This window comes from Pseudomonas pisciculturae (assembly GCF_015461805.1).
GTDB classification, from domain to species: Bacteria; Pseudomonadota; Gammaproteobacteria; order Pseudomonadales; family Pseudomonadaceae; genus Aquipseudomonas; species Aquipseudomonas pisciculturae.
Map to the genome: position 1 here is coordinate 480760 of NZ_JACVZE010000002.1, position 21780 is coordinate 502539.

Below are 21780 nucleotides of genomic sequence, written 5' to 3' on the forward strand. Positions count from 1 at the left end.
CCTTTAGATTGCTATCGGGGGCAAGCCCCCTCCCACATTTGACGGTGTTCACCAATCAAAGTGTGGGAGGGGGCTTGCTCCCGATGAATCCACCTCGGTCTACCTGAAAGCCTACTTCTTTTTCTTCGGCTTCAAATACTTGGTCAACCCCTGGAACCAGATCACCAGCGCCGGGTTGCCCTTGATCTGGATCGACTTGTCCTGAATCCCCGTCATGAACGCCAGTTGCTTGTTCTTCGCCTGCATCGTGGCGAAGCCGTAGGCGGCATCCTTGAACGCAATCGCAAACGCCGGCGACGGGTGAACACCCGAACGGCTGGTGATGCGTTGGTCTTTGACGATGAAGTGACGGGCGACTTTGCCGTCGAGGGTCTGCAACTGGAAGGCCAGGTCTTTGTCACCCAGCTGTTGCTGGAAGGCAGGGTTGGTGCGGCTGGCTTTGCCCATCATCAGGCCCAGCACCCAGAGGAGAAGACGAAATTTCATGCACACGGCCTCGGTGTAATTATTGAGTGGCCGCAGCAGTGTAACGATTTGCAAAAAGAACGCCACCGATCTAGCGCATTAGCGGCAGATCGGCTGGCGTTTGACGCTTATAGCAGCATGTTACTTAAACGTTTGGGCAAGGAACCGGCGCCCAGTCGGCCAGGTTTGGATCGCGGCACGAGCCTTCGAGCTGCGCTTTACCGGCGCTGGCGACCTGCTTGCTTTCAGCTTGCTTGGCCTGCACGGTCTGGATGCTCTTCTCGGTGGTCACCGCTTCTTGTGGCACCGCTGGCAGCACCTTCTTCTTCGGCGGCTTGACGACTTTCTTGCCTTTGGCCGGCGGCGTCACCGATGTGGTGTCAGCGGTGGCGACGGTGACCACGTCGGTACGTTGCACGCCCACTTGTTGCAGGTCTTTTTCGTAGGCCTGGGTGTAGTTATTCAGGTCTTCGCTGGCTTTGCCGTTGACCGCGACAATCAGGTCATTGGACTCCTTCAGGCCTGCCACGATTTCCGCCAAGCGCTTGCGGCCTTCGGTATCGTTGACGGTCTTGGCCTTGCGGTCAGCCACCAGCTTGGTGAACGAGCTCTGATAGCACTGCTGCGACGCCTTGGCGTAGGCGGTGCTGCGGTCGATGTCGGAGGCGCTTTTGTTGAAGTCGGTGGAGTACGACGCGATGCGCTGGTTGTCATCGCTGATCTGCTTCTGACGCTCGGTGTAGTAACCCGCCGCGCCGCCGGCCAGTGCGCCGCCCGCTGCGCCGATCGCCGCGTTGCGGCCGCGCTTTTCCTTGTCGCCGGTCAGGGCGCCCAGCAGTGCACCGCCGGCCGCGCCGATGGCAGCACCGGTCACTACCGATTTGGTCATGTCCGAATCGGTGGCACGCAGGTGCTGCACCGGCTCGTAGCAGTTGGGGTAGTACTCAACCTTGGTGCTCGACGCAACCTTGGAGGTCGGCGAGGTGGCGCAACCGGTCAGCACAGTGCTGAAGCCAGCTGCGATCAATAACAAGTGACGCTTGGAAACCGTCTTACGGGAAAAAAGCATAGGTCTGTTCTCTGTTTAGTTTGACTTGCCCAGCACGGCTCACCACCGCCTGAGTCCCTTCCAAGCTCGCCATACAGCCAGCGCTCATCGCTGACCGCTCGCTGCGAGCAATTCCTTCAAGATCGTCGCCGGGTCGGCCCGCTGTTGCTTGCGGTAGTTGCCGACATGGCGCACGAACAGTGTTGCGCGCGTCACCAGGCTCTTGCCGAGCACGGGCTTGCGGTCCAACTCTTCCTTGATACGTTGAAACTGCGCCTGGATCACCGCGTCGGTGTAACGCGTGCCGGTGGCCAGGTTGTCGATATAAATCGCCACGGCGCCGTCGAGGGCGCTGCGGCCATTGGCGATGGCCATATCAAACAGTTGCGCGCTGGCCTCGTCTTTTTTGTCGAGGGCCTGCTGGCGGCTCTTTTGCAGGTTGGCCAGGCGGATGTTGTAGTTGCCAATGGTTTCAGCCACCAACGCGGCGGACTGGATCAAGTTGCCCGCCGCCTCTTCGCGTTGCTGGGCGATCAGCGAGACATTGCGCTTGAGCTCTTCGTTGACCAGCCCCAGCTCGGCTTGCAGCTTGGGGTCAACGCTGGCGGCGATGATGCTGTCCAGGCGCTTGGTCGGGTCCTGGGCGTCATCAATAGCATCGGTCAGCGACGCCAGGCGGCCTTCTTTCTGCCACTGGGCAAACAGTTCCTTGTAGCGCGAGCGCGGCGCCGACAGCGCGCCAATCGCCACGCGAAAACCGGTGGTCTCGTTGCTTTGCTCGGTGCCATCGGCGGCGAACAGCGGGTACTCGCGGCGCATGCCGGTAAACAGCGTGCCCTCGCCTTCGACGTAGTTACCGCCCTTGACCACAAAGCCGCCATAGGTGCCCTGACGACGCCCGGCGTGTACCAGCTGGAACGACTCCTGGACCATTTCGGCAGCGTTGCCGATGACGTCGAACATGCCAATGGGGTTAGGCAGCTTGGTGCCGATGGGCATCAAGCGTGCGGCCTGGCCGGTGCCGCCAGCGACCTGGTTGAACACTGCGTAATCCCCCAGCGGGCCGTCGCTGTCGCTGCCTTCGACCCGGCGCGGGAACAGCCGCCCTTCCAAATCCTGTCGGCTCACCGCCTGGCCGCCACGGGCGGCGAATTCCCATTCCACTTCGGTGGGCAGGCGCACGAAACCGAGGCCGCCATCCTCCGCCGAGCTGCCGCGACCGCTGACTGGCAGCAGCTCGCGGTGGTATTTCATCAGCCAGGCGCTGTACACCGCCGAGAAACGTTCAGCTTCAAAGCGCGACAGTTTCACCTTGGGCAACCGCCCCGCCATGCCGTCGGGTACATCGCAGGCCGGGGCCGGCTCGCCACTGGCCAGGGACTGCGCCTGGGCCATCACCTGGGCATACTGGCGGGCGGTCACTTCGTACTTGCCGATGAAGTACAGCATGGGCTTGAGCGGGGTCTTGGCGTCGGTCTTCGGCATCAGCGGCGCGATGACTTTGTTCCATTGCTTGGGCAAGTCCTTCAGTGTGAACTGGCCGTTGATATAGTCGCGGCGGTAGCCGGAAATAAACGACTGCTGATAGCCCGCCTCGCCTTCGGCAAAGGGGTAGCCGAGGCTGACTTCGCGGTCATCCAGGGTGCCCTGGGCCAACACGTAGGCGTAGCGGAACACCATGTTGCCTTCGCACGGCAGCGGCAGGCTGACGTCACCTTCCAAGGGTTTTGGATTATCGATTTTATCGCTCGCCTCATCGGCCCAAGCCATCGAGGCCAGGCTCAGCGCCACACAGGCGCCCAGTAACTTATACATCTCTGATTCCTTCAGAAGCCTGGATACGAGCCACTCGCCAACCGCCACAGGCCGCCGCCACGGCGCTGACGCCCATGACTGCAACCAGGGCCAGGCCGTAATGACGCGCCAGCAGGTGACTGGCGTGTTCGCCCGGCACCTGCACGAATAATTGATTCAACGCCGCTTCGGCCAGGCCATACAAGCCGGCACTGAGTGCGGCGGCAAAGCCTGCGCTGTAGAGCGCCTGCAACACCACGAACAGCAACAGCCCACCGGTGGAAAACCCCAACAGGCGCAACACCGACAATTCCCGACGCTTACGCGCCACAGCGGCCAACGCCCCGGCGAAGATCGCCGCAAACGCCCCAGCCAACGCCAACCCGGCAATCACCCAAAACACGATCGACAAGTTGCGGCTCAATGACTGCACCTGGGCGATGGCCTGCGCCTGGGTCGACACCAACAGTTGCTGCCCGGCAAAAAACACCCGCAGCGGTTCCACATCGGCGAGGTTGCGGGCGTACAAGCGAAACGCCGGGTAGACCCGCTGCTCACTCACACCCACCGCGTCACCGTCCCATCCCAGCGCCGGCACTGCACGGCCGTCGCGGTAATCTTCCGCCGCTTCCAGCAGGCCCAGGTCGGCAAACAAGCCGTCACGGGCGAAGGCTTCGAGCGGCAACACCGCCAGCACCTGCAAGCGCGTGTGCTGGGCCTCGACGCGCCCCGCCACTTGCCGGGCAAAGCTGGTTTGCAACCAATCGCCGGGCCGCGCCGCGAGCTTTTCGGCGGCGGTGTGGCTGAGCACGATCTGGTCGAGGCCTTTGGGCATCGGCAAACCGCTGAGCAACGGGTCTCGCGGTGCGGTGGGCAGCATCTCCAGGGTCAGCGCGCCGACCTGCGCCGTCGCTGCAATCTGTCGTGTACGCGGTACGGCAAACGCCACATCCGCGCGCTCGCCAAGCTGTTGGATAAATGCGCTGCTGAATCGACCACCGCCCAGCGGAATAATTTCACGGGTGGCGGGGTCGGTCTGCAAACGGTCGGTCAAACTGCTAACCAGTCCAAATTTCAGGCCAAATAACACCAGCAACGGCGCGATCACCGCCACCAACGCCAGCACCGCGCAGGCCGACAGCCACGCGTCGTTGCGATAGTCCTGCCATGCCAGCGAGGCCACCAGACCGAGGCGCATCAGCACGCCTCCCCGAGGGTGGCAGTCACGCCGCCATCGGCATCGCGACGGCAACTGATTCGCCGCACCTGCAAGCCACTGGTGCGGGCCAGAGGCTCGTCATGGGTGGCGATCACGCAGGCAGCACGGTGTTCGCGGGCTTGCGCCAGCAGCGCCTGCATCACGCGCTCGGCATTCAAGGGGTCAAGGGACGCGGTGGGTTCGTCGGCCAGCACCAACTGGGGCGCATGGGCCAAGGCGCGAGCGCAACTGACGCGTTGGCGTTGGCCCACCGACAATGCCGCCGGTTTCTTCGCCAACTGATCGCTGATTCCCAACTGCTCGGCCAGGCGCGTCACGCTGCCATCGTCCTTCAAGCCCAGCAGTTGCCGGGACAGCGCGATATTGCCGCGCACGTCGAGAAAGCCCAGCAGGCCGCCGGTTTGCAGCACGTAACCCAGGTGTTCGCTGCGTATCGATGCCAACGCGGATTGCTGATCAGCCCGCCACAGCCCGCCGATATCAACGTGGTTAAACTCAAACGCCCCGACCTGATCCGGCACCAACACCAGCGCCAGCAAATCCAGCAGCGTGCTTTTGCCACAACCGCTGGGCCCGACAATCGCCACCTGCTCACCCGCCCGCAGCGCCAGCGCCGGGATCACCAAGCTATAGCGCTGGCTACCGACACCCCGGCTCTTGTGCACTGCGCTCAGGTTCAGCATCACGGCAGCGTCGACAACGGCACGCGGTACAACGCGTCACCCGGCTCGGCATCGCCGAAACGGACCCAGTTGGCCACATCGTTGTGGAAGGTTTCGTAGAGGCGGATTTTCGAATCCAGCTCGTCGATAAAGTCTTCCTGCTCGGCCACGCTCAACGACAACCACAAGTCTTGGGTCATGTTCAGCGACTTGCTGCGGTATGGCAGGCCTTCGAGGTACTCGCCGAGGATGCCGCCGTCGGCCAGGTTGCCGCCCTTGCGCAGGGCTTGCGGGTCGCGGCTCATGTAGGCCGAGGCGCTGGCGATTTCCTGGAAGAAATCCTTGGGTGAAGTCTGGGTTTTGCGCGCCGCATCAACGATGAGTTTCAGCGACTGCTGCAAGTCGTTGAGCTGCAACTTGGTGAGCATTACGCACACCTGAAATGCTGGCAACGCCGGGTTGGTGAGGTCGCGGTCGGCGGTCCAGGCGCTGACCAGTTGCGGCGCCTGGCTCGCGGTTTTGCGCCCGAGGAAGTCCATATGCATGGCGTAGCCGACGGCGGCGGATTTGTCCGCGAGACTCGGTGCGCTGCTCAGCAACGGCACCGGCTGCGGCGTGTTGCTGCGTACCTGGTGCACCAGGTTGGCGAACACACTGCCGATCTCGTCCACGCGCTCACCCAACTTGCGCACGTCGCCACCGGGCACCGGCGTATACAGATCGCCGATCTGTGGGTTGGCGTCGGCGGTAAGAATGCGGTATTGGCTTTCGGCGCCGGCGTGGGTCTTCTTGCCGGCGTCGGTGCGCAGGTGCAGGGCGTAGATCTTGATCTGCTTGCCCAGCGCGGCCTGGCGCACTTCGGCTTCGTTCATCTGGGTGGCGGCAAACGGGTCGTTCTTGCGCAGCGCACCGGCATCGGTGACCAGCAGGATGATGCGCCCGCCGTAGCCGGACCAGTCCATGCCATCCACCGCCTGCATCACCCCGGCGAAGGCATCTTCGTTGAAGGAATGGCTGGACACGGTGGACGCCTTGACCTGGCGCGCCAGGTCGAGGAAGCGTTGCGGGTCGCGGCCTTGATCCAGGGTGATCAGGGTTTTGGACACGTACTCCAGGCCTGGCGTCTTCTTGGTGCTGCTACGGAAACCCACCATGCCGAAACTGACGCTGTCCAACTCGCCCCGCTCGGCGATGCGGGTTTGCAGCTCGTGTACCACATCGCGAATCTGGTCAATGTAGGGCTGCATCGACACGGTAGTGTCCACCACCAGCACCACGGCAGTACGGAAGGCATCGGCGTTGGCGTTGATCACCGGCGTCGCAGGCTTTGCTACAGCGCTGCTGCCAGGATCGATAGAGGCCACATTGAGCAACTGCACAGGTGTGCCGTTTTCGTCGAAGCTCTCTTTGGAATCGAAGATCGGCAGCAGGTAGAACTGGTTCTGCGGCACGGCGCTGGCAGTCGGCTCCAGGGCCAGGATCTGGCTGTTGTCTTCGCTGTTTTTCTGCGCCTTGGCCAACACGCCTTTGGCGGCGGTGGGGTCGGCCAGCAGTTTTTCCACTTCACCAGGTTGGCGCAGGAACATCACCGGCGCGCGGCCCGAGCGCTCGGTGAATTTAAGCACCAGGCTCTGCTTCCAATCGCTGACCTGGGACGCCGGCAACCAACCGTCGCTGCGCCCGTCTGTAGCGGTGCCGACACGTACCCACGGGCTGCCATCGATGTCTTTGCGCTGGTAAACGTAAAGCACGGAGAACGCCGGCAACGCCTTGCCCGGCGCACTGCCGGCCTCGGTTGAAAGCTTGGCGCCGGGCTTGCTGAGCACGCGCTGGAACAGGGTCTTCTTACCTGCCATCAGCAATGGACGCTGACCGCCATCCACTTCGGCCACAGGCGGCGCCACTGTGGGCACTACCGCAGCCGGCGGTTTTGCAACAGGCTCATCACTACCGCTCAACCACCAATAACTCGCACCACCAATCGCCAAGGCAACCGCCACCGCAACGCCCGCCAACGCCAACACTGGCCCGCGACGTTGCTCGCTGTTCTGCGTCGGCGGCACCACCGGTTGGCGCGAAGGCTGAGGTTTCTCGGTAGGAATCTCGATGGACTCCGGGGTAATGCCCCCCAGGTCAAAACTCACGGGGATCGGCAACGGCCGCACCAGCGTGGCCTCCGGCGAGTCCACCGGCAGCTCATCCAGCGCCCGCAGCAACGCGGCTGCATCCGGATAACGCTCCGCCGGGTCCTTGGCCAACAGCTTGCGCAACACCTGCTGGTAACGGCCGTGGTGCACCGGCAATTCCGGCAGCGGCTCAGTCAGGTGCGCCAGCGCCGTGGACAGCGCATCGGTGCCGCTGTACGGCAGCTTGCCAACAAGGATTTCGTAGAGCACCACCCCCAAGGCATACAGGTCGGCGCGGCCATCGATTTCCTGGCCCCGCGCCTGTTCCGGGCTCATATAGCTCGGCGTACCCACGGCAAAACCGGCCTGGGTAAATTGGGTGCGGTCGTCCAGGGACTTGGCGATGCCGAAGTCCGACAGCACCGCCGTGCCATCGGCGCGAAACAGAATGTTGGCGGGTTTGACGTCGCGGTGCACCAGGCCTTGGGCATGGGCATAACCCAAGGCCGAGGCGATCTGACGGATCAGCGTCACCCCCTGCTCCGGCGTCATGCCCGCGGCGATGCGCTCCTTGAGCGTGCCGTTGGGCAGGTATTCCATGGCCATGTAATACAGCTCACCGACATTGCCGATGTCATGGATGGTCACCGTGTGCGGGTGCGACAGGCGCGCCAGGGTCTTGCCCTCACGCAGGAAGCGCTCGCAAAAACTCGGGTCGGCTGCCAGCGCCGCCGCCATCACCTTCAACGCGACCTTGCGCTCCAGCGAGCGCTGGGTCGCCAGGTACACGCTGGCCATGGCGCCTTCGCCGATCTCGCCTTCGATGTCGTAGCCAGGGATCAGGATATTCATGCCGAGACCTTCACGACGAGGGTGGTGATGTTGTCCGGCGCGCCCCGGTTGAGCCCCAGGTGCACCAGGCTGCGCACGATCTCGTCCGGCGCGTCGTGGCTGAGCACCTCGCGAATTTCATGGTCTTCGACGGTCTTGTTCAGGCCGTCGCTGCACAGCAGGTAGCTGTCGCCGGGGGCGATCAGCAGGTCGACCGCCGACAACTCAAGCTGGGCCTCCACGCCAATGGCACGGGTGACGATGTTGGCGCGTGGGTGAATGCGTGCGTCGGCTTCGCTGAGCAGGCCGCTGTCTTGCAGGTCTTGCACGTAGCTGTGGTCACGGGAAATACGCTCCAGCACGCCATCGCGCAGGCGATACAGGCGACTGTCGCCGGCCCACAGGCACACGCCGCGCAAACCGCGTGCGGCCAACACCACCACGGTGCTGCCCATCAAGGTCACGCCACGGTTGGCGGTTTCTTCGCGCACGGCGGCGTTGATGCGCAGCAGGTCATTGCGCAGCGCTGCGCTGTATTCCTCAAGGGAACGGCCCAGCGGCACATTGCGCAGGCTGTCGACGATCAGGCTGCTGACGTAGTCCCCGGCCGCATGCCCGCCCATGCCATCGGCCACCACCCACAGGCGGTTTTCCGGCAGGTCCAAACACGCGTCTTCGTTGACGTGGCGCACCATGCCCACATGGCTTTTGCTCGCGGATTTGTACGTCGACCCCATCTACACCACACCTTCTTGTCCGAGCAAAAACTGCGCAAAATCGTCGGCGGCAGGCAGGCCCTGGCACCGCAATAAACCTGGGGAAATCCGTTCCGAACCCCGCCCCCACCACAGGCTTGCGCCGGCGCAGGCCTGTTCGGCGAGCGCGGTCATGCGGCTGTAGGGCACGGTGGCAGATACGCGTTGCAGGCCAGCGAAACGGCTGTCCACCGCACGCGGCTCGGTTGCCGGCGCGCCGAGCGTGTCGAGGTCAGCGTTGAAACCTTCGAACGTGGCACCAGCCTCCAAGGTGCTGAGCAACAACGCTTCGGCCTGCTCGAACCAGGCATCCGGGCCGCCCACCAAGGCTGCGGGATTGGTGTCGTGATCGAGCAACGCCACCACCGCCAGCGGGAAATAACGCCCGACCCGATCAATGCTCGGCATCACCACGCCCGCCGCCGCGTCCGGCCCGCACACACCCGGCGCCAGCACAAAACGCCACAGCGGGCTGACCAGGTAGACGTTGAGCCATTCACCACCGAGGCTGTTCTGACTGGCGAGCAAACCCGCTGCCAGCCAGCTGTCCCACGGGCCGATAAAGCTCTGGGGCAAGGCGCGGCTGACAAAGTCCCCGCGACTGGCCAACTTGCCGTAGAAACCCAGCGTCGTCATAGCCGCTCCGGCAGGCTGAAACCGCTGAGCACGCGGCTCTTGAACGGGTTGAACGCGCTGTTGGCGCGCAGCTCGTAGGCGATGCTCGCACCGTCCACCCGCAGGCGCAGGTTGAAGCGGTCCGGCGAGTTGCCGGCGGTGAGGTCCGATTGCTCCAGCAGGCGGAACCACGCCCATGGCCCGTCCAGGGTCACGCCCGAACGGCCACTGGCGGCGGGCGGCATGATCGAGATTCGCACCACGCCGATGCTGCCGGGGTTAGGCCATTGCATCGCGACCGGGCGGCTTGGGCCGTGGTCGTAGCTCAGTTGCTGGCCGTCGAGGTCGAGCAAAAACTGGGTGATGGTCGGGTCCATCGACACGGGCTTGAGCTCGAACCGCACGATGGGTTGAGTGCCACCGGCGCGGAAGAACGCATCACGAATCGTCGCTGCGCGCTGGAAAGTTTGCAGCACGCCCGGGCTGATCCCAAGCTTCTGCGCCGCGCCCGGCTGCCAGCGCCAGGTCTGTGCGGACGTATCCACGTAAGGCTGCAGGTATTTGCGGAAGTAGTTATCCATCACCCCGCCTACCCCGAAGAACATGCCGAAGTCATCCAGGGTCGCGTCCCGCGCGCTGCCCGGCGACATCGGGTAACGCCCGGCCAGCGACTGGCGGTACACGTTGACCACTTCGCTCATCCAGGCCGCATTCAGTTGGTTACGCACCCCGCCCATCATGCTGTTGGTGGTGGAGTTGACCACTGACTTGACCATGCCCTGCACCAGCGGCGGCTGGCGTTCGGCATTCAGGCTGACCCGGGTGGCCGCAGCGGCCGCCTGGTTCTTCGCCTCGCCCAGCAAGGCATCGCCGCTGGCACCGACCATGGCGCTGACCTGCACATACAGCGCGTTCATGTCCGACAGCAGGCCATCGATGGCCGCTGGCTCGCCTTCGTTTTTGCTGACGATGCTGTTGAGCTCGGCAAAGTGTGCGGTCACCGGGTCATCGGCCGCTTGCGGTGCATTGGCGGTCGGTTGCTCCTGGCCCAACAAGCTACCGAGGCGCTCCTTGAGCTTGTCGACGCCGCCTTCTACCGGCACGCCTTTGGCGGCCAATTGGCGTTCTTCGGCTTGCAGGTCGGTTTCCTTGGCCACCGCCACCAGCAGTTTTTTCAGCGGCGAAGTAGGCCCGGAAATCACCCGCAGCACATCGGCCGCCTGGGCCACGCTGGTGATGGGCACAAAGTCGATATCGGCGAGCAAGGCATCCCACTGGCGCTGATAGTCCTGGAAGTAAAGGCGGCGTACATCGGCGGCCAGGCTCACCACGTTTTGTTGATCGGCTTGTGCGTGACCCAGCACCCATTGCTCTTCGGCCAGGGTGCCGGTCTGGTTCAGGCTGCTCAGCAGGAACGCCTGGCGATAGCCTTGGGCGGTGAAAAACCCACTCAACGGCTCGCCCAATGGCTTGCCACTTTTGCGGCTGAACACCAACGCGGCGTCACGGCCAGCGGCTTCGTTGATACGAAAATCCGGAATGCCTTCGGGCAGTTTCTGACGCTTGACCCGGTCGTACACGCGCTGGGCCACCGGCAGTTGTTGCAGCTGGCGGCGCAGGTCGTCGATCAAGCGGGGATCAAGGCGCGCACTCGGCGGATGGCGTTCAAACAACGCCTGCAAGTGCCCGGCCAGGGCCTGGCGCTGATCGGCCGGCAGGTCGCGGGGCAGGTTGCGGTCCCAGTCGAGGGCGATCCAGGCCTTGATGAATTCCGGGTCGTAATGCTCGCTGTCGGCGAGCATCAGGTAGGCCTTGAGGCCTTCGTAAAGGAAGTCGGAGCTGCCGCCGCTGTGCAATTGCTCTTCGATGCGCGTCACCAAACGTGGCGCGAACACGGCGATCAGCAGCTTGCGGTAAACGCTGGCAGACTCGGCTTCGAGCATGTCGCCCTGATACAACCCCAGGCCTTCGGACCAACTCGGCGAATCCCCCGCGAGGTTCTTCACCGCGTTAAGCAAGGGCAGCACCGCCAACACCTCACGCTGCGCCGGGCTCAGGTTCTGCACAGTCTGGCCCAGCGGCGCGACCTTCTGGTCGACCTGGGCGATATGCGCCTGATTGGCGCGATAACTCACCCACCACAAGCCACTGACCACCACCACCGTCGCCACGGTCGCCGCGAGTACACCGCGAGCGATCCACTTGCGTCGACGCTCGACCTTGGGGTTCACACCGACCAATCCACGCTCGGCGAACGCGACGGCGGTGAAGAGTTTTTCGATGAAATAGCTGCGCCCGGTACCGCTCTGGCGCGCCAGGTGCTGGCGGTCCAGGTTCATGCTTTGGGCCATCGCACCGATCAGGCGATCGATCGGGCTGCCCTCTTGGGTGCCGCTGGTGAAGTACACACCGCGCAGCAATACGCGCTCTTCAAACGCGTTGGGTTTGAACACGCCTTCGAGGAAGCTTTGCAGGCAGTCCTTCAAGGCGCCGAACTGCTGCGGGAAGCCGTAGATCAGGTCGCGTCGTGCCGGGTCGCGCTCTTGTTGCAGGCGTTCGACCAAGCGCTCGTTGAGACGCTGCTCCAGGCCGGCAAATTCGCTTTGCAAATGGGCCAGTGGGCTGTCGCTGTTCTTGCCATCGTCCAAAGCGAAAGTCATGCCCCACACCTGGGCGCGTTCTTCCTTGCTCAGGTTGTCGAAGAACTCCATGAAGCCCGGCACCAGGTCGAGCTTGGTGAGCATCAGGTAGATCGGGAAGCGCACGCCCAGTTGGGTGTAAAGCTCCTGGATGCGCAGGCGGATCGCGGCGGCATGGGCGGCGCGCTCGGCGTCGGTGCCGAGCAGCAAATCCGACAGGCTGATGGCGATGAACGCACCATCGATAGGGCGGCGCGAACGCTGCTTTTTCAGCAGGTCGAGAAAGCCCAGCCACGCGGCTTTATCCACCGTGGAGTTGCTGTCCTGGGTGGTGTAGCGGCCAGCGGTGTCGAGCAATACGGCTTGGTCGGTGAACCACCAATCGCAGTTGCGCGTACCGCCAACACCACGCACGGCACCGGCGCCCAATTGGGCAGCCAACGGAAAATGCAGGCCCGAATTGACCAGCGCGGTGGTCTTGCCCGAACCCGGCGGGCCGATGATCACGTACCACGGCAGCTCATAGAGGTTGCGGCGCTCATCGCCACCGAGCTTGGCCTTTTTCAGCAACGCCAAGGCCTCGTCCATGCGCTGGCGCAGGGTGGTGAGTTCTTCGGCGGTGGCAACGCTATTGGGGTCGGCCGGGGTTTCGGCGGCCAGGCTGCGCATCACTTCGGCAGCCTGGCGCCGGGCCTGGATGATGCGGAACACGCGGTAGGCGAGCCACAGCGCAAACACCAGAATGATCAGCGCCCAACGGCGCCCTTCGGGTACCAACACGTCGAGCAACGGCCCGACAAACCAGATGATCAGGCTCAGGGCGATCAGCCCCAGCACGGGAATCACCCAGCGAATCATGAAACTGAAAAACGCCTTCACTCGACGCCCTCCGCCAATACGGTGATTTCAACCCGACGATTGCGGGCGCGGCCTTCGGCTGTGCTGTTGGTGGCTACCGGCTCGGTGTCGCTGCGCCCTTCGGCCGTGAAGCGATCGGCCTGGCCTGTCTTGGCCGCCAAAATCTCCAGCACCGACTTGGCCCGCGCTTCAGACAACGCCCAGTTGGACGGGAAGCGCAGCGTGGCAATCGGCCGATTATCGCTATGCCCGGTGACGCGCACCTGGCCCTTCACTTTGCGCACGGCGTCGGCGATGCGCAGCATCAGCGGCTGGTAGTCATCGACGATGCTGGAGCTGGCCGAAGCGAACAGCTCATCGCCACGAATGGTCACGACCGAACGGTCCACCGCATCTTCAACGGCCACGCGCCCAGCCTTGATGTCCTCGACAAGGAAGCCCGCCAGACGCGGCCGCTCGATGACTTTAGGCTGCGCCACCGGACGGTCGATGGCCTGCACCGGGATCTCGCCCAATGCATGAATGTTCTTGAACACCGGCTCCGCATCCGACGCCAGCTTGAGCCGCAAGCCAAACAGCAGCGCCAGCAGCAGCGCCACGCCAATGGCCACGGCGATCCACGGCGGCATGAATTGCGCCAAACGATCACGCGCCACCGTCACGCCGCGCCAGTGCGGCGACAGCTCGCGCTCGTGTTCGCCACGGGCACTGCGAATCGCCGCGGCGGTGCGCTCGCGCAAGGCTTCCAACTGGCTGCGGCCGTCGTTCATCACGCGGTAGCGGCCTTCAAAACCCAGGCACATGCACAGGTACAACAGCTCCAGCAGGTACAGGCGTTCCCGTGGGCTTTGCAGGCAATGATCGAGCAACTGGAAGACTTTTTCGCCGCCCCAGGCTTCGTTGTGCACGGTGATCAGCAGGCTCTGCTTGCCCCAATCGCTGGTGCTGCCCCACGGCGTGCTTAACACGGCCTCATCGAGGGCGGTGCACAGCGCGTAACGCGCTAACAGCACTTCGTTGCGGGCGATACCGGCGGCTTCGGCGCGTTCTTCGAACTGGCGCAGATACGCCAGCAATTGCGCACGCAGGCTGGCTGGCGCGGGGTGAGCAATGGTGTTGCGCAGGCGCGTCAGCAACGCCAACAGCGGGCCGGCGGCGCTTTCGAGCGGGTTGAGGCCCTGGCTCTTGCCGGTGAGCATCGGCGCGGCCGGCATCGACAAGGGCGCGGGCTCTGCACGCGCAGGTTCAGGCGCACGGCCACCTGGGCGCGGCATGAACTGGGTGCGGTCGTCATCATTGGGATGCATCGCGGTTTATCCTCGGATCGCCCAGAAGGCCAGGTTCAAGCCCGGGAACTGCCCGGCGATGTGGAAGGCGAAACCGCCGGAGTTTTGCAATTGCTGCCAGTGCTCGCTGCCCCGGTCCAGCTCGTAGTAGGTGCTGCCGGTGTGGTACGGAAGCTGGCGTGGCGCCACTGGCAAAGGTTGCAGGGTGATGCCCGGCAGTTGCAGGTTGACCATGTCGCGAATGTGCTCCACCGAGCCAACTTTGCTCTGCTGGCCGAAGCGCGCACGCAGGGTTTCGCCCGGCACGTCGGCGCGCACCACGAGGATGAAGCTGGCGCTGTCGAGCAGGGTCTTGTCGGCCAGCATCGCCACGTGGATGCCGTAGGCCTTCTCCACAATCGGGATCGGCGTGGCCTTGCTGTCGATCAACATCGACAAGGCTTCACGCAGCGCCGCCATGACCGGGGCGAAGCTCAGGGCCAGGTCGTCGTGCTGGTATTGCGGGTATTCCTGCGGGCGGCGGCCGGTGGTCGAAAAGGTCGAGAACTCGCCGGCCAGGCTGACCAGTTCGCTGAAAAAGCGCTCCGGGTGCAGTGGGCTCAACTGGCTCAAATGCTGGATCAGCGGCTGTGCGCGGTTGACCAGTTGCAGCAGCATAAAGTCGGCTATCTCCGACGCACCACCGGCGCCCGAAGCGACCACACGCCCGGCCAGGGCTTCGCCACGCTGATGCAACAGGCCCAGGAGTTCGCTGCGGAACGCCGTCAACGGTTTGCTCGCGGCCACGTCCAGCACGGGTGGGATGTACGTGTCGTCGAGCACCAGGGCGCGGTCGGCGCGTTTTTCCTTGATGCGCACCAGGCCGATGGCGGCGTAGTCGCTGATGCCGTCTTGCGCGGTCAACAGGCGCAGGGCGCGGGAGCCCACGGCCACCGGCGCACGGTTTTCGAACGGGGCGTTGTCGTCGCGCACTTCGCGCACCTGGCTCACGTAGCGCGCCGCTTCCAGGGCTTCGCCCTCGTCCACGGTGTCACGGGCACCCGCACGTTTGAGCGGCAAGGCGAGATACACCAGGCCGTCGCGCAGATGGTCGTCGATGTTCAGCGGGCTCGGTGCCAGGTCATCCTGGGGGATATTGAACGGTGTGCCATCAGGCAACAGGCCCCGCGCCGAGACAATCGCCAGCTTGCCCTGGGCCAGCAGACCCTGGTCGATCAGCAACTCGGAAAAACCCCAGCTGCCTGCGGACAACGGGCGGCTGCGGGCGTCGATCAGGTTTTCGAGGTAACGGTCATGCTGCTGGAAGTGCTGCGTTCCAATGAACATGCCTTCCGACCAGACCACGCGATTGTTCCAGGACATGGGGGCTCCGATTGCTTCTTATTGGGCAGGGCTGGATGGGGGTGCCACGACGTCGGCACGCACGGCGCGCACATCGAGGCTGATCTGGTATTCGGTGTACTCACGCGCCGGCACCGTGAGCACCGTGCGCCATTGGGCGCGGTCCAATTCTCGGTAGCCGACCAATAGCCCGATCTGGCGGGTGGACGGGTCGAGGTCGCGCTGGATGCTCAGTTGCTGGCCGGGTTGTATCGTCACTTCGTCCTGGTCCAGCAGGTCCAGGCCAAGGGTGGATTGGGCACGATCAGCCAGGGCGAAGTAGTCGGAGCGGGCGAAGGTGGCGGCGTTTTTCAGCTCGAAAATGCGCACGCGCACCGGGGCGGCCTGGCCATTGGCGCCGGGGTTGAGCCCGTTGATGGCGTGAAAGTGCAACTCAATGGCGGCGGTGTCCGCTTCGGCTTCGGCCGGCGCTTCGGGCCTGGCCGGGTCGCTGGCACACGCCGTCAGCAGAAGCAGTGTGGCAACTGCGAGTAAAAACCTGGGAATCATCCTGCGTCCTCAATGACGTACTTAGCTATCCGTTAATCCATGTATTGCAGGTCAGTGCCGCTGTCGGGCGCTGTGGTCTTCGTAAGCTCGGCTGAATTCGCGGCCGAACAGGTCCTGGAAGTCTTCCTGGGCCTCGCGGGAAATATTGCTGTAGAGCTCGGTGAACTGCTGCCAGTACTGGGCCTGGCGCGAACCATTGAAAATACTCGATAGCCCGCCGGGCTTGCCCATGCGCTCTTCCAACTGCGACGGTTCAAAGCGTGTGAGCAGGTGTTTGATGGCGGCTTCCACGCCCGCCATCACGGCCAGCTGGTGGGCGCGCAGGTCGTTGAAACTGTCGCGCACCGCAGCGTCAGGCGCCATAAACGCCTGGTTACCGTGACGCAGTAAAAGCAGTAACGCTTCGTCAGCATTGGGGGCGAATTTCAACGGATTGTTTTCAGCCGGCTGGATCATCGTTTGCTGCATGCGGAACTCGCCCTTGAGACTGGCGCGGGCGCGCAACACGTCGATCAGGCCTTCGACCATCAGGCGGTAGCTGCGGCCAATGCTTTCCATCTGGGCCTCTGCCTGGGCTTTGTCCAGGCTCAATTGGTCGAGGCCGGCGCCACGCAGGAAGGCTTGCAGCAGGTCGGGTTGCTCGCTGTATGCCACGGGGAGCTCAGGCTCGACCACGGGTGGCGGCTGGATGACGGGGGCTGGCGGTGGTGCAATCGGTGCGGCCGCAACGGGGGCTGGCGCGTCGGCAAACAGGTCCCAATCCTCAGGAATAACCGCGCCAGACACCACGGGCTTTTCGACTGCAACTGGGGTCGGCGGGCGAAAGTCATGCTGCTCGGACGGCACGTGATCAGCCACAGTGGGCGGCGGCACGGCGGTAGGGCTGAGGAAGTCGAATAAGTCCGGCAGCGTGTCCATCGACGAGGCGCCCTGGAACTGCGGGGCGATCACCGGCGCGGGCATCGGCGTGCTCAGTGGCGGGCTCGCCACAGCGCCCATCAGCGCTTCGAAGCTGTTCGGCGAATCACCGGCAAACGCCTGGCTGTCGACGGCCTGTACGCTGAAGTCGATGCGCGCCTGGATCTCGTAGTCGCCGATGCGGATGAGCTCGCCATCCTGCAGCAACTCGCTGTTACCCCGTCGCATGCGAATACCGGCATTAACCAACTCCACACCGTTGGTGCTGTTATCGGTTAAATAATAACGACCATCTTTGTATTGAATAACGCAATGTTGCGAGGAGACCAGGCGCTCTGGGTCCGGCAATACCCAGTCATTATCAGAACTGCGCCCAATCGCCATCGAGCCCTGATTCATGGACTTTTCGGGGCATTGCCCAGGGGTAATCTTGTGATAACTAGTGATAGTCAAACACAGCGACATCTTGCCTCCTTGCTGATACTTCGCGCGCGGTCGATTCACGGGGCAGCGGTTCCCGGGAGATCCCCATCAGGTCGTGCAATCGACCCTCTACAGCCTGTTTTTCCAGCATGATCGCTGATCTTAACTGGGCTCCATGACAAAAATCCTGTCCCGGTGCGTCGTTCGACCCACCAGTCGCGCAGGTTGTTAAGCACCGCACATCTGTCACAGAGGGCGAATAGCTTACCTTGACAAGGCGTAAGTACTACACCAAAAATGCACAACTTCGCATACATCAGTGATGGCACATTAGTGGCGTCCTGCTTATATGACCGAAAAAGCATGCAAAGTTCAACGCGCAACTAATGCATGAATTGCCCGCCATCTAACGGGCTGATAGGGAGATCAATTTCAGTGGATGTGCCGTTGCTGCTCACCGCCGTTTCCGCGACTTCGCCGTGTGGTGAAGACATGGAATATGACGCGGACTTTCTCCAACTTGAGCGTGCCGCCAAGGGCCAGCCTGAGCGCAGCATGGGCGACTCCATCCTGCCCGCCGAGCCGCCGGAATGGCGCAGCATCCAGCAGCAAAGCCTCGACCTGTTGCAGCGCAGCAAAGACCTGCGTATCACCCATTTTCTGGTGCAAAGCTCACTGGCCTTGCAAGGCGTTGCGGGGTTTGCCCAAGCCCTCACCCTGATCAATGCACTGCTGCGCGATTACTGGGCCGAGCTGCACCCGCGCCTGGACGCCGACGACGATAACGACCCCACCGTACGCATCAATGCCCTCACCGGCCTGACTTGCGACACGAACATTCGCCTGCTGCGCGAAAGCATCCTCACGCGCTCGCGCACCTTCGGCCCCGTGAGCCTGCGCGCGGCGCTCAACGCCAGTGGCTTGCAGAGCTTCGCCGATGAACAACTGGGCGCCCAGCAGCTCAATGCGGCGTTCCTCGACAGCGACCCCGAGCAACTGCAAGCCACCCGCGACGCCTTGAGCGCAGCGCGTGCAGCCTGCGAAGCCATCGAACAACAGGTCAACGACCAGGTCGGTTCGGCCCAGGGCGTAGACCTCAGTGCCTTGAAGCAACCGCTCAAACAGGCGCTGCAAATACTCAATCAAGCGGTGCCTGGCACCGAAGGCAGCAGCGAGCCCGAGGCCGTCAGTGACGACAATGCCCCCTCGGTCGAATACGCCGCTGCCCCCGCAGCACCGCGCCCGGTGGGCGATATCGCCAACCGCGACGACGTGCTGCGCAGCCTCGACAAGATCCTTGCGTACTACACCCGACACGAGCCTTCGAGCCCGCTGCCGGTGCTGTTGAACCGGGCGAAGAATCTGGTGCACGCCGACTTCGCGGCCATCGTGCGCAACCTGATTCCCGATGGCATGTCCCAATTTGAAAACCTGCGCGGCCCGGACGACGAGTAAGGCGTCCGGCAGTCCAGTAACAACACCGTCGCTCAAGCGACCAGGAGCAGCAACGTGGCGAAGCAAAGTTCTCAGAAATTCATCGCGCGCAACCGTGCGCCTCGAGTGCAGATCGAGTACGACGTCGAGCTTTACGGCGCCGAGAAAAAGGTCCAGCTGCCCTTCGTGATGGGTGTGATGGCCGACCTCGCCGGCAAGCCCGCCGAGCCTCTGGCGCCTGTGGCCGACCGCAAGTTCCTTGAAGTGGACGTCGACAATTTCGACTCGCGCCTCAAGGCCATGCAGCCGCGCGTGGCCTTCCACGTTCCGAACGAGCTGACCGGCGAAGGCAACCTGAGCCTGGACATCACCTTCGAAAGCATGGACGACTTCAGCCCTGCCGCCGTGGCGCGCAAGGTCGACTCGCTGAACCAACTGCTCGAAGCCCGCACCCAGCTGGCCAACCTGCTGACCTACATGGACGGCAAGACCGGCGCTGAAGAAATCATCATGAAGGCAATCAAGGACCCGGCACTGCTGCAAGCACTTGCCAGCGCGCCCAAGCCTGCAGGGGATCAGTAATCATGACGGACAATACCGCCCGCGAAGGCGCACCGATCCTGGGTGCCACCGAAGAAGCCAGCGAATTCGCGAACCTGCTGCTGCAAGAGTTCAAGCCCAAGACCGAGCGTGCCCGCGAAGCCGTGGAAACCGCCGTGCGCACCTTGGCCGAACAGGCTCTGGCGCAAACCGACCTGGTCTCCAATGACGCGATCAAGTCGATTGAATCGATCATCGCCGCCATCGACGCCAAGCTCACCGCCCAGGTCAACCAGATCATCCATCACCAGGACTTCCAACAACTGGAAAGCGCCTGGCGTGGCCTGCACTACCTGGTCAACAACACCGAGAGCGATGAGCAGCTCAAGATCCGCGTGCTCAACATCTCCAAGCCAGACCTGCACAAGACCCTGAAGAAATTCAAGGGCACCGCGTGGGACCAGAGCCCGATCTTCAAGAAGATGTACGAAGAAGAATACGGCCAGTTTGGCGGCGAACCGTACGGCTGCCTGGTGGGCGACTACTACTTCGACCAGTCGCCACCGGATGTGGAACTGCTGGGCGAGTTGTCCAAAGTCTGCGCCGCCATGCACGCCCCATTCATCGCTGCGGCATCGCCGACCGTGATGGGCATGGGCTCGTGGCAAGAGCTGTCGAACCCGCGCGACCTGACCAAGATCTTCACCACCCCGGAATACGCCGGCTGGCGCTCCCTGCGTGAGTCCGAAGATGCGCGCTACATCGGCCTGACCATGCCGCGCTTCCTGGCGCGCCTGCCGTACGGCGCCAAGACCGACCCGGTGGAAGCCTTCGCCTTCGAAGAAAACACCGACGGCGCCGACAGCTCCAAGTACACCTGGGCCAACGCCGCCTACGCGATGGCGGTGAACATCAACCGTTCGTTCAAGCACTACGGCTGGTGCTCGCGCATCCGTGGCGTGGAGTCCGGCGGTGAAGTGGAAAACCTGCCGGCCCACACGTTCCCTACCGATGACGGTGGCGTGGACATGAAGTGCCCGACCGAAATCGCCATCAGCGACCGCCGTGAAGCGGAACTCGCGAAGAACGGTTTCATGCCGCTGCTGCATAAGAAAAACACCGACTTTGCCGCCTTCATCGGCGCCCAGTCGTTGCAGAAACCGGCCGAATACGACGACCCGGACGCCACTGCCAACGCCAACCTGGCCGCACGCCTGCCGTACCTGTTCGCAACCTGCCGTTTCGCTCACTACTTGAAGTGCATCGTGCGCGACAAGATCGGTTCCTTCAAAGAGAAGGACGAGATGCAGCGCTGGTTGCAGGACTGGATCTTGAACTACGTGGACGGTGATCCGGCGCACTCCACCGAAACCACCAAGGCCCAGCACCCATTGGCTGCCGCTGAAGTGATCGTGGAAGAAGTCGAAGGCAACCCGGGGTACTACAACTCCAAGTTCTACCTGCGCCCGCACTATCAGCTGGAAGGGCTGACCGTGTCGCTGCGTTTGGTATCGAAGCTGCCTTCGGCCAAAAGCGCCTAACCAACGGTTGAACGTGCTCTTCTGTGGAAGGGGGCTTGCCCCCGATGGCATCACCTTGGTGTAACTGACACACCGAGGTGCCTGCATCGCAGGCAAGCCAGCTCCCACAGAAAAGCACAGCCCTACGGGGCTAAATCAAATTCAGTGGCTTGGGCCACACAGGGAGAAAACATGGCTGTTGATATTTTCATCAAGATCGGCGACATCAAGGGCGAGTCCATGGACAAGGCCCACAAGGACGAAATCGACGTGTTGAACTGGAGCTGGGGCATGGCCCAGTCCGGCAACATGCACGTGGGCGGTGGCGGCGGTGCAGGCAAGGTGAATATCCAGGACCTGTCGCTGACCAAGTACGTCGACAAAGCCTCGCCGAACCTGATGATGCACTGCGCCAGCGGCAAGCACATCGACAAGGTCAAGCTCACCGTGCGCAAGGCCGGTGGTGAAAGCCAGGTCGAGTACATGGTGATCAACCTGGAAGAAGTGCTGGTCACCTCGCTGAGCACCGGCGGTTCGGGTTCCGATGACCGCCTGACCGAGAACGTCACCCTGAACTTCGCCCAAGTGATGGTTGACTACCAGCCGCAGAAAGCCGACGGCACCAAAGACGGCGGCGCGATCAAGTTTGGCTGGAATATCCGTTCCAACACCAAGCGCTGATAGCCTTGGCGGCCTTGGTTCTGCGCCACGGCCGCCTGCATTTTGTCCCTCTCGCAACCCGTCCGTGGAGCTGCTT

The 21780-nt window shown here is 63.1% G+C and carries 17 protein-coding genes; 4 read left to right on the forward strand and 13 right to left on the reverse strand.

The window, feature by feature from the left end:
* Positions 1 to 111: 111 nt before the first annotated feature.
* From ICY20_RS07930 to tagH, 13 genes are all read right to left on the reverse strand, one after another.
* Entirely contained in the window at positions 112 to 486 is a 375-nt protein-coding gene (locus tag ICY20_RS07930) for a hypothetical protein (protein WP_010207528.1), read from the reverse strand.
* A gap of 124 nt (positions 487 to 610) precedes the next feature.
* Entirely contained in the window at positions 611 to 1534 is a 924-nt protein-coding gene (gene tagQ / locus ICY20_RS07935; RefSeq protein WP_159956406.1) for a type VI secretion system-associated lipoprotein TagQ, read from the reverse strand.
* 84 nt (positions 1535 to 1618) lie between these two features.
* Positions 1619 to 3328: a formylglycine-generating enzyme family protein gene (locus ICY20_RS07940; RefSeq protein WP_194937255.1), complete on the reverse strand. Its 1710-nt coding sequence runs from the start codon at positions 3326 to 3328 to the stop codon at positions 1619 to 1621.
* The gene (locus ICY20_RS07945; RefSeq protein WP_159956418.1) at positions 3321 to 4505 is read right to left on the reverse strand and encodes an ABC transporter permease family protein; all 1185 of its coding nucleotides are present in this window, start codon (positions 4503 to 4505) and stop codon (positions 3321 to 3323) included. The genes ICY20_RS07940 and ICY20_RS07945 overlap by 8 nt, the downstream gene beginning before the upstream one ends.
* Positions 4505 to 5209 carry an ABC transporter ATP-binding protein gene (locus ICY20_RS07950; protein WP_194937256.1) on the reverse strand — a complete coding sequence of 235 codons (705 nt, stop codon included), beginning with the start codon at positions 5207 to 5209 and terminating at the stop codon, positions 4505 to 4507. The genes ICY20_RS07945 and ICY20_RS07950 overlap by 1 nt, the downstream gene beginning before the upstream one ends.
* Complete coding sequence (locus tag ICY20_RS07955; RefSeq protein WP_194937257.1) at positions 5209 to 8166, reverse strand: serine/threonine-protein kinase; 2958 nt, start codon at positions 8164 to 8166, stop codon at positions 5209 to 5211. The genes ICY20_RS07950 and ICY20_RS07955 overlap by 1 nt, the downstream gene beginning before the upstream one ends.
* Positions 8163 to 8882 carry a PP2C family protein-serine/threonine phosphatase gene (locus ICY20_RS07960; RefSeq protein WP_159956422.1) on the reverse strand — a complete coding sequence of 240 codons (720 nt, stop codon included), beginning with the start codon at positions 8880 to 8882 and terminating at the stop codon, positions 8163 to 8165. Before ICY20_RS07960 ends, ICY20_RS07955 begins: the two co-directional genes overlap by 4 nt.
* Positions 8883 to 9536, reverse strand: coding sequence for a type VI secretion system-associated protein TagF (tagF, locus tag ICY20_RS07965; protein ID WP_159956424.1), 654 nt, complete (start codon positions 9534 to 9536; stop codon positions 8883 to 8885).
* Positions 9533 to 13033 (reverse strand): type VI secretion system membrane subunit TssM, encoded by a 3501-nt coding sequence (gene tssM, locus ICY20_RS07970; protein WP_159956426.1) that lies wholly within the window; start codon positions 13031 to 13033, stop codon positions 9533 to 9535. Before tssM ends, tagF begins: the two co-directional genes overlap by 4 nt.
* A complete protein-coding gene (locus tag ICY20_RS07975; RefSeq protein WP_159956428.1) occupies positions 13030 to 14319 on the reverse strand; it encodes a DotU family type VI secretion system protein in 1290 nt (429 codons plus the stop codon). Before ICY20_RS07975 ends, tssM begins: the two co-directional genes overlap by 4 nt.
* Before the next feature lie 6 nt (positions 14320 to 14325).
* Entirely contained in the window at positions 14326 to 15660 is a 1335-nt protein-coding gene (gene tssK, locus ICY20_RS07980; protein ID WP_159956438.1) for a type VI secretion system baseplate subunit TssK, read from the reverse strand.
* An 18-nt stretch (positions 15661 to 15678) separates the two neighbouring features.
* Entirely contained in the window at positions 15679 to 16188 is a 510-nt protein-coding gene (gene tssJ, locus ICY20_RS07985; RefSeq protein ID WP_159956440.1) for a type VI secretion system lipoprotein TssJ, read from the reverse strand.
* Positions 16189 to 16239: 51 nt separating this feature from the next.
* Complete coding sequence (gene tagH, locus ICY20_RS07990; RefSeq protein WP_159956442.1) at positions 16240 to 17571, reverse strand: type VI secretion system-associated FHA domain protein TagH; 1332 nt, start codon at positions 17569 to 17571, stop codon at positions 16240 to 16242.
* A 393-nt stretch (positions 17572 to 17964) separates the two neighbouring features.
* On the opposite strand from tagH, the gene tssA reads away from it, so the two are divergent.
* The 4 genes from tssA to ICY20_RS08010 all read left to right on the forward strand — a co-directional run bounded on the left by tssA (position 17965) and on the right by ICY20_RS08010 (position 21704).
* Entirely contained in the window at positions 17965 to 18984 is a 1020-nt protein-coding gene (gene tssA, locus ICY20_RS07995; RefSeq protein ID WP_159956444.1) for a type VI secretion system protein TssA, read from the forward strand.
* 54 nt (positions 18985 to 19038) lie between these two features.
* Positions 19039 to 19545, forward strand: a complete 507-nt coding sequence (gene tssB, locus ICY20_RS08000; protein WP_010207547.1) for a type VI secretion system contractile sheath small subunit — start codon at positions 19039 to 19041, stop codon at positions 19543 to 19545.
* Between the two features lie 2 nt (positions 19546 to 19547).
* On the forward strand, positions 19548 to 21044 hold the full coding sequence (tssC, locus tag ICY20_RS08005; RefSeq protein WP_159956446.1) for a type VI secretion system contractile sheath large subunit: 1497 nt from the start codon (positions 19548 to 19550) through the stop codon (positions 21042 to 21044).
* Positions 21045 to 21215: 171 nt separating this feature from the next.
* Entirely contained in the window at positions 21216 to 21704 is a 489-nt protein-coding gene (locus ICY20_RS08010; RefSeq protein ID WP_017735732.1) for an Hcp family type VI secretion system effector, read from the forward strand.
* Positions 21705 to 21780 lie beyond the last annotated feature (76 nt).

What these genes read in the sequence shown, in the direction of transcription:
- ICY20_RS07955 (WP_194937257.1), bottom strand. Translation starts at nt 8,166, where the DNA reads ATGAATATCCTGATCCCTGGCTACGACATCGAAGGCGAGATCGGCGAA.
- ICY20_RS08010 (WP_017735732.1), top strand. Translation starts at nt 21,216, where the DNA reads ATGGCTGTTGATATTTTCATCAAGATCGGCGACATCAAGGGCGAGTCC.
- ICY20_RS07945 (WP_159956418.1), bottom strand. Translation starts at nt 4,505, where the DNA reads ATGCGCCTCGGTCTGGTGGCCTCGCTGGCATGGCAGGACTATCGCAAC.
- tssJ (WP_159956440.1), bottom strand. Translation starts at nt 16,188, where the DNA reads ATGATTCCCAGGTTTTTACTCGCAGTTGCCACACTGCTTCTGCTGACG.
- ICY20_RS07950 (WP_194937256.1), bottom strand. Translation starts at nt 5,209, where the DNA reads ATGCTGAACCTGAGCGCAGTGCACAAGAGCCGGGGTGTCGGTAGCCAG.
- ICY20_RS07930 (WP_010207528.1), bottom strand. Translation starts at nt 486, where the DNA reads ATGAAATTTCGTCTTCTCCTCTGGGTGCTGGGCCTGATGATGGGCAAA.
- ICY20_RS07960 (WP_159956422.1), bottom strand. Translation starts at nt 8,882, where the DNA reads ATGGGGTCGACGTACAAATCCGCGAGCAAAAGCCATGTGGGCATGGTG.
- ICY20_RS07940 (WP_194937255.1), bottom strand. Translation starts at nt 3,328, where the DNA reads ATGTATAAGTTACTGGGCGCCTGTGTGGCGCTGAGCCTGGCCTCGATG.
- tssK (WP_159956438.1), bottom strand. Translation starts at nt 15,660, where the DNA reads ATGTCCTGGAACAATCGCGTGGTCTGGTCGGAAGGCATGTTCATTGGA.
- tagQ (WP_159956406.1), bottom strand. Translation starts at nt 1,534, where the DNA reads ATGCTTTTTTCCCGTAAGACGGTTTCCAAGCGTCACTTGTTATTGATC.
- tagH (WP_159956442.1), bottom strand. Translation starts at nt 17,571, where the DNA reads ATGTCGCTGTGTTTGACTATCACTAGTTATCACAAGATTACCCCTGGG.
- ICY20_RS07975 (WP_159956428.1), bottom strand. Translation starts at nt 14,319, where the DNA reads ATGCATCCCAATGATGACGACCGCACCCAGTTCATGCCGCGCCCAGGT.
- tagF (WP_159956424.1), bottom strand. Translation starts at nt 9,536, where the DNA reads ATGACGACGCTGGGTTTCTACGGCAAGTTGGCCAGTCGCGGGGACTTT.
- tssC (WP_159956446.1), top strand. Translation starts at nt 19,548, where the DNA reads ATGACGGACAATACCGCCCGCGAAGGCGCACCGATCCTGGGTGCCACC.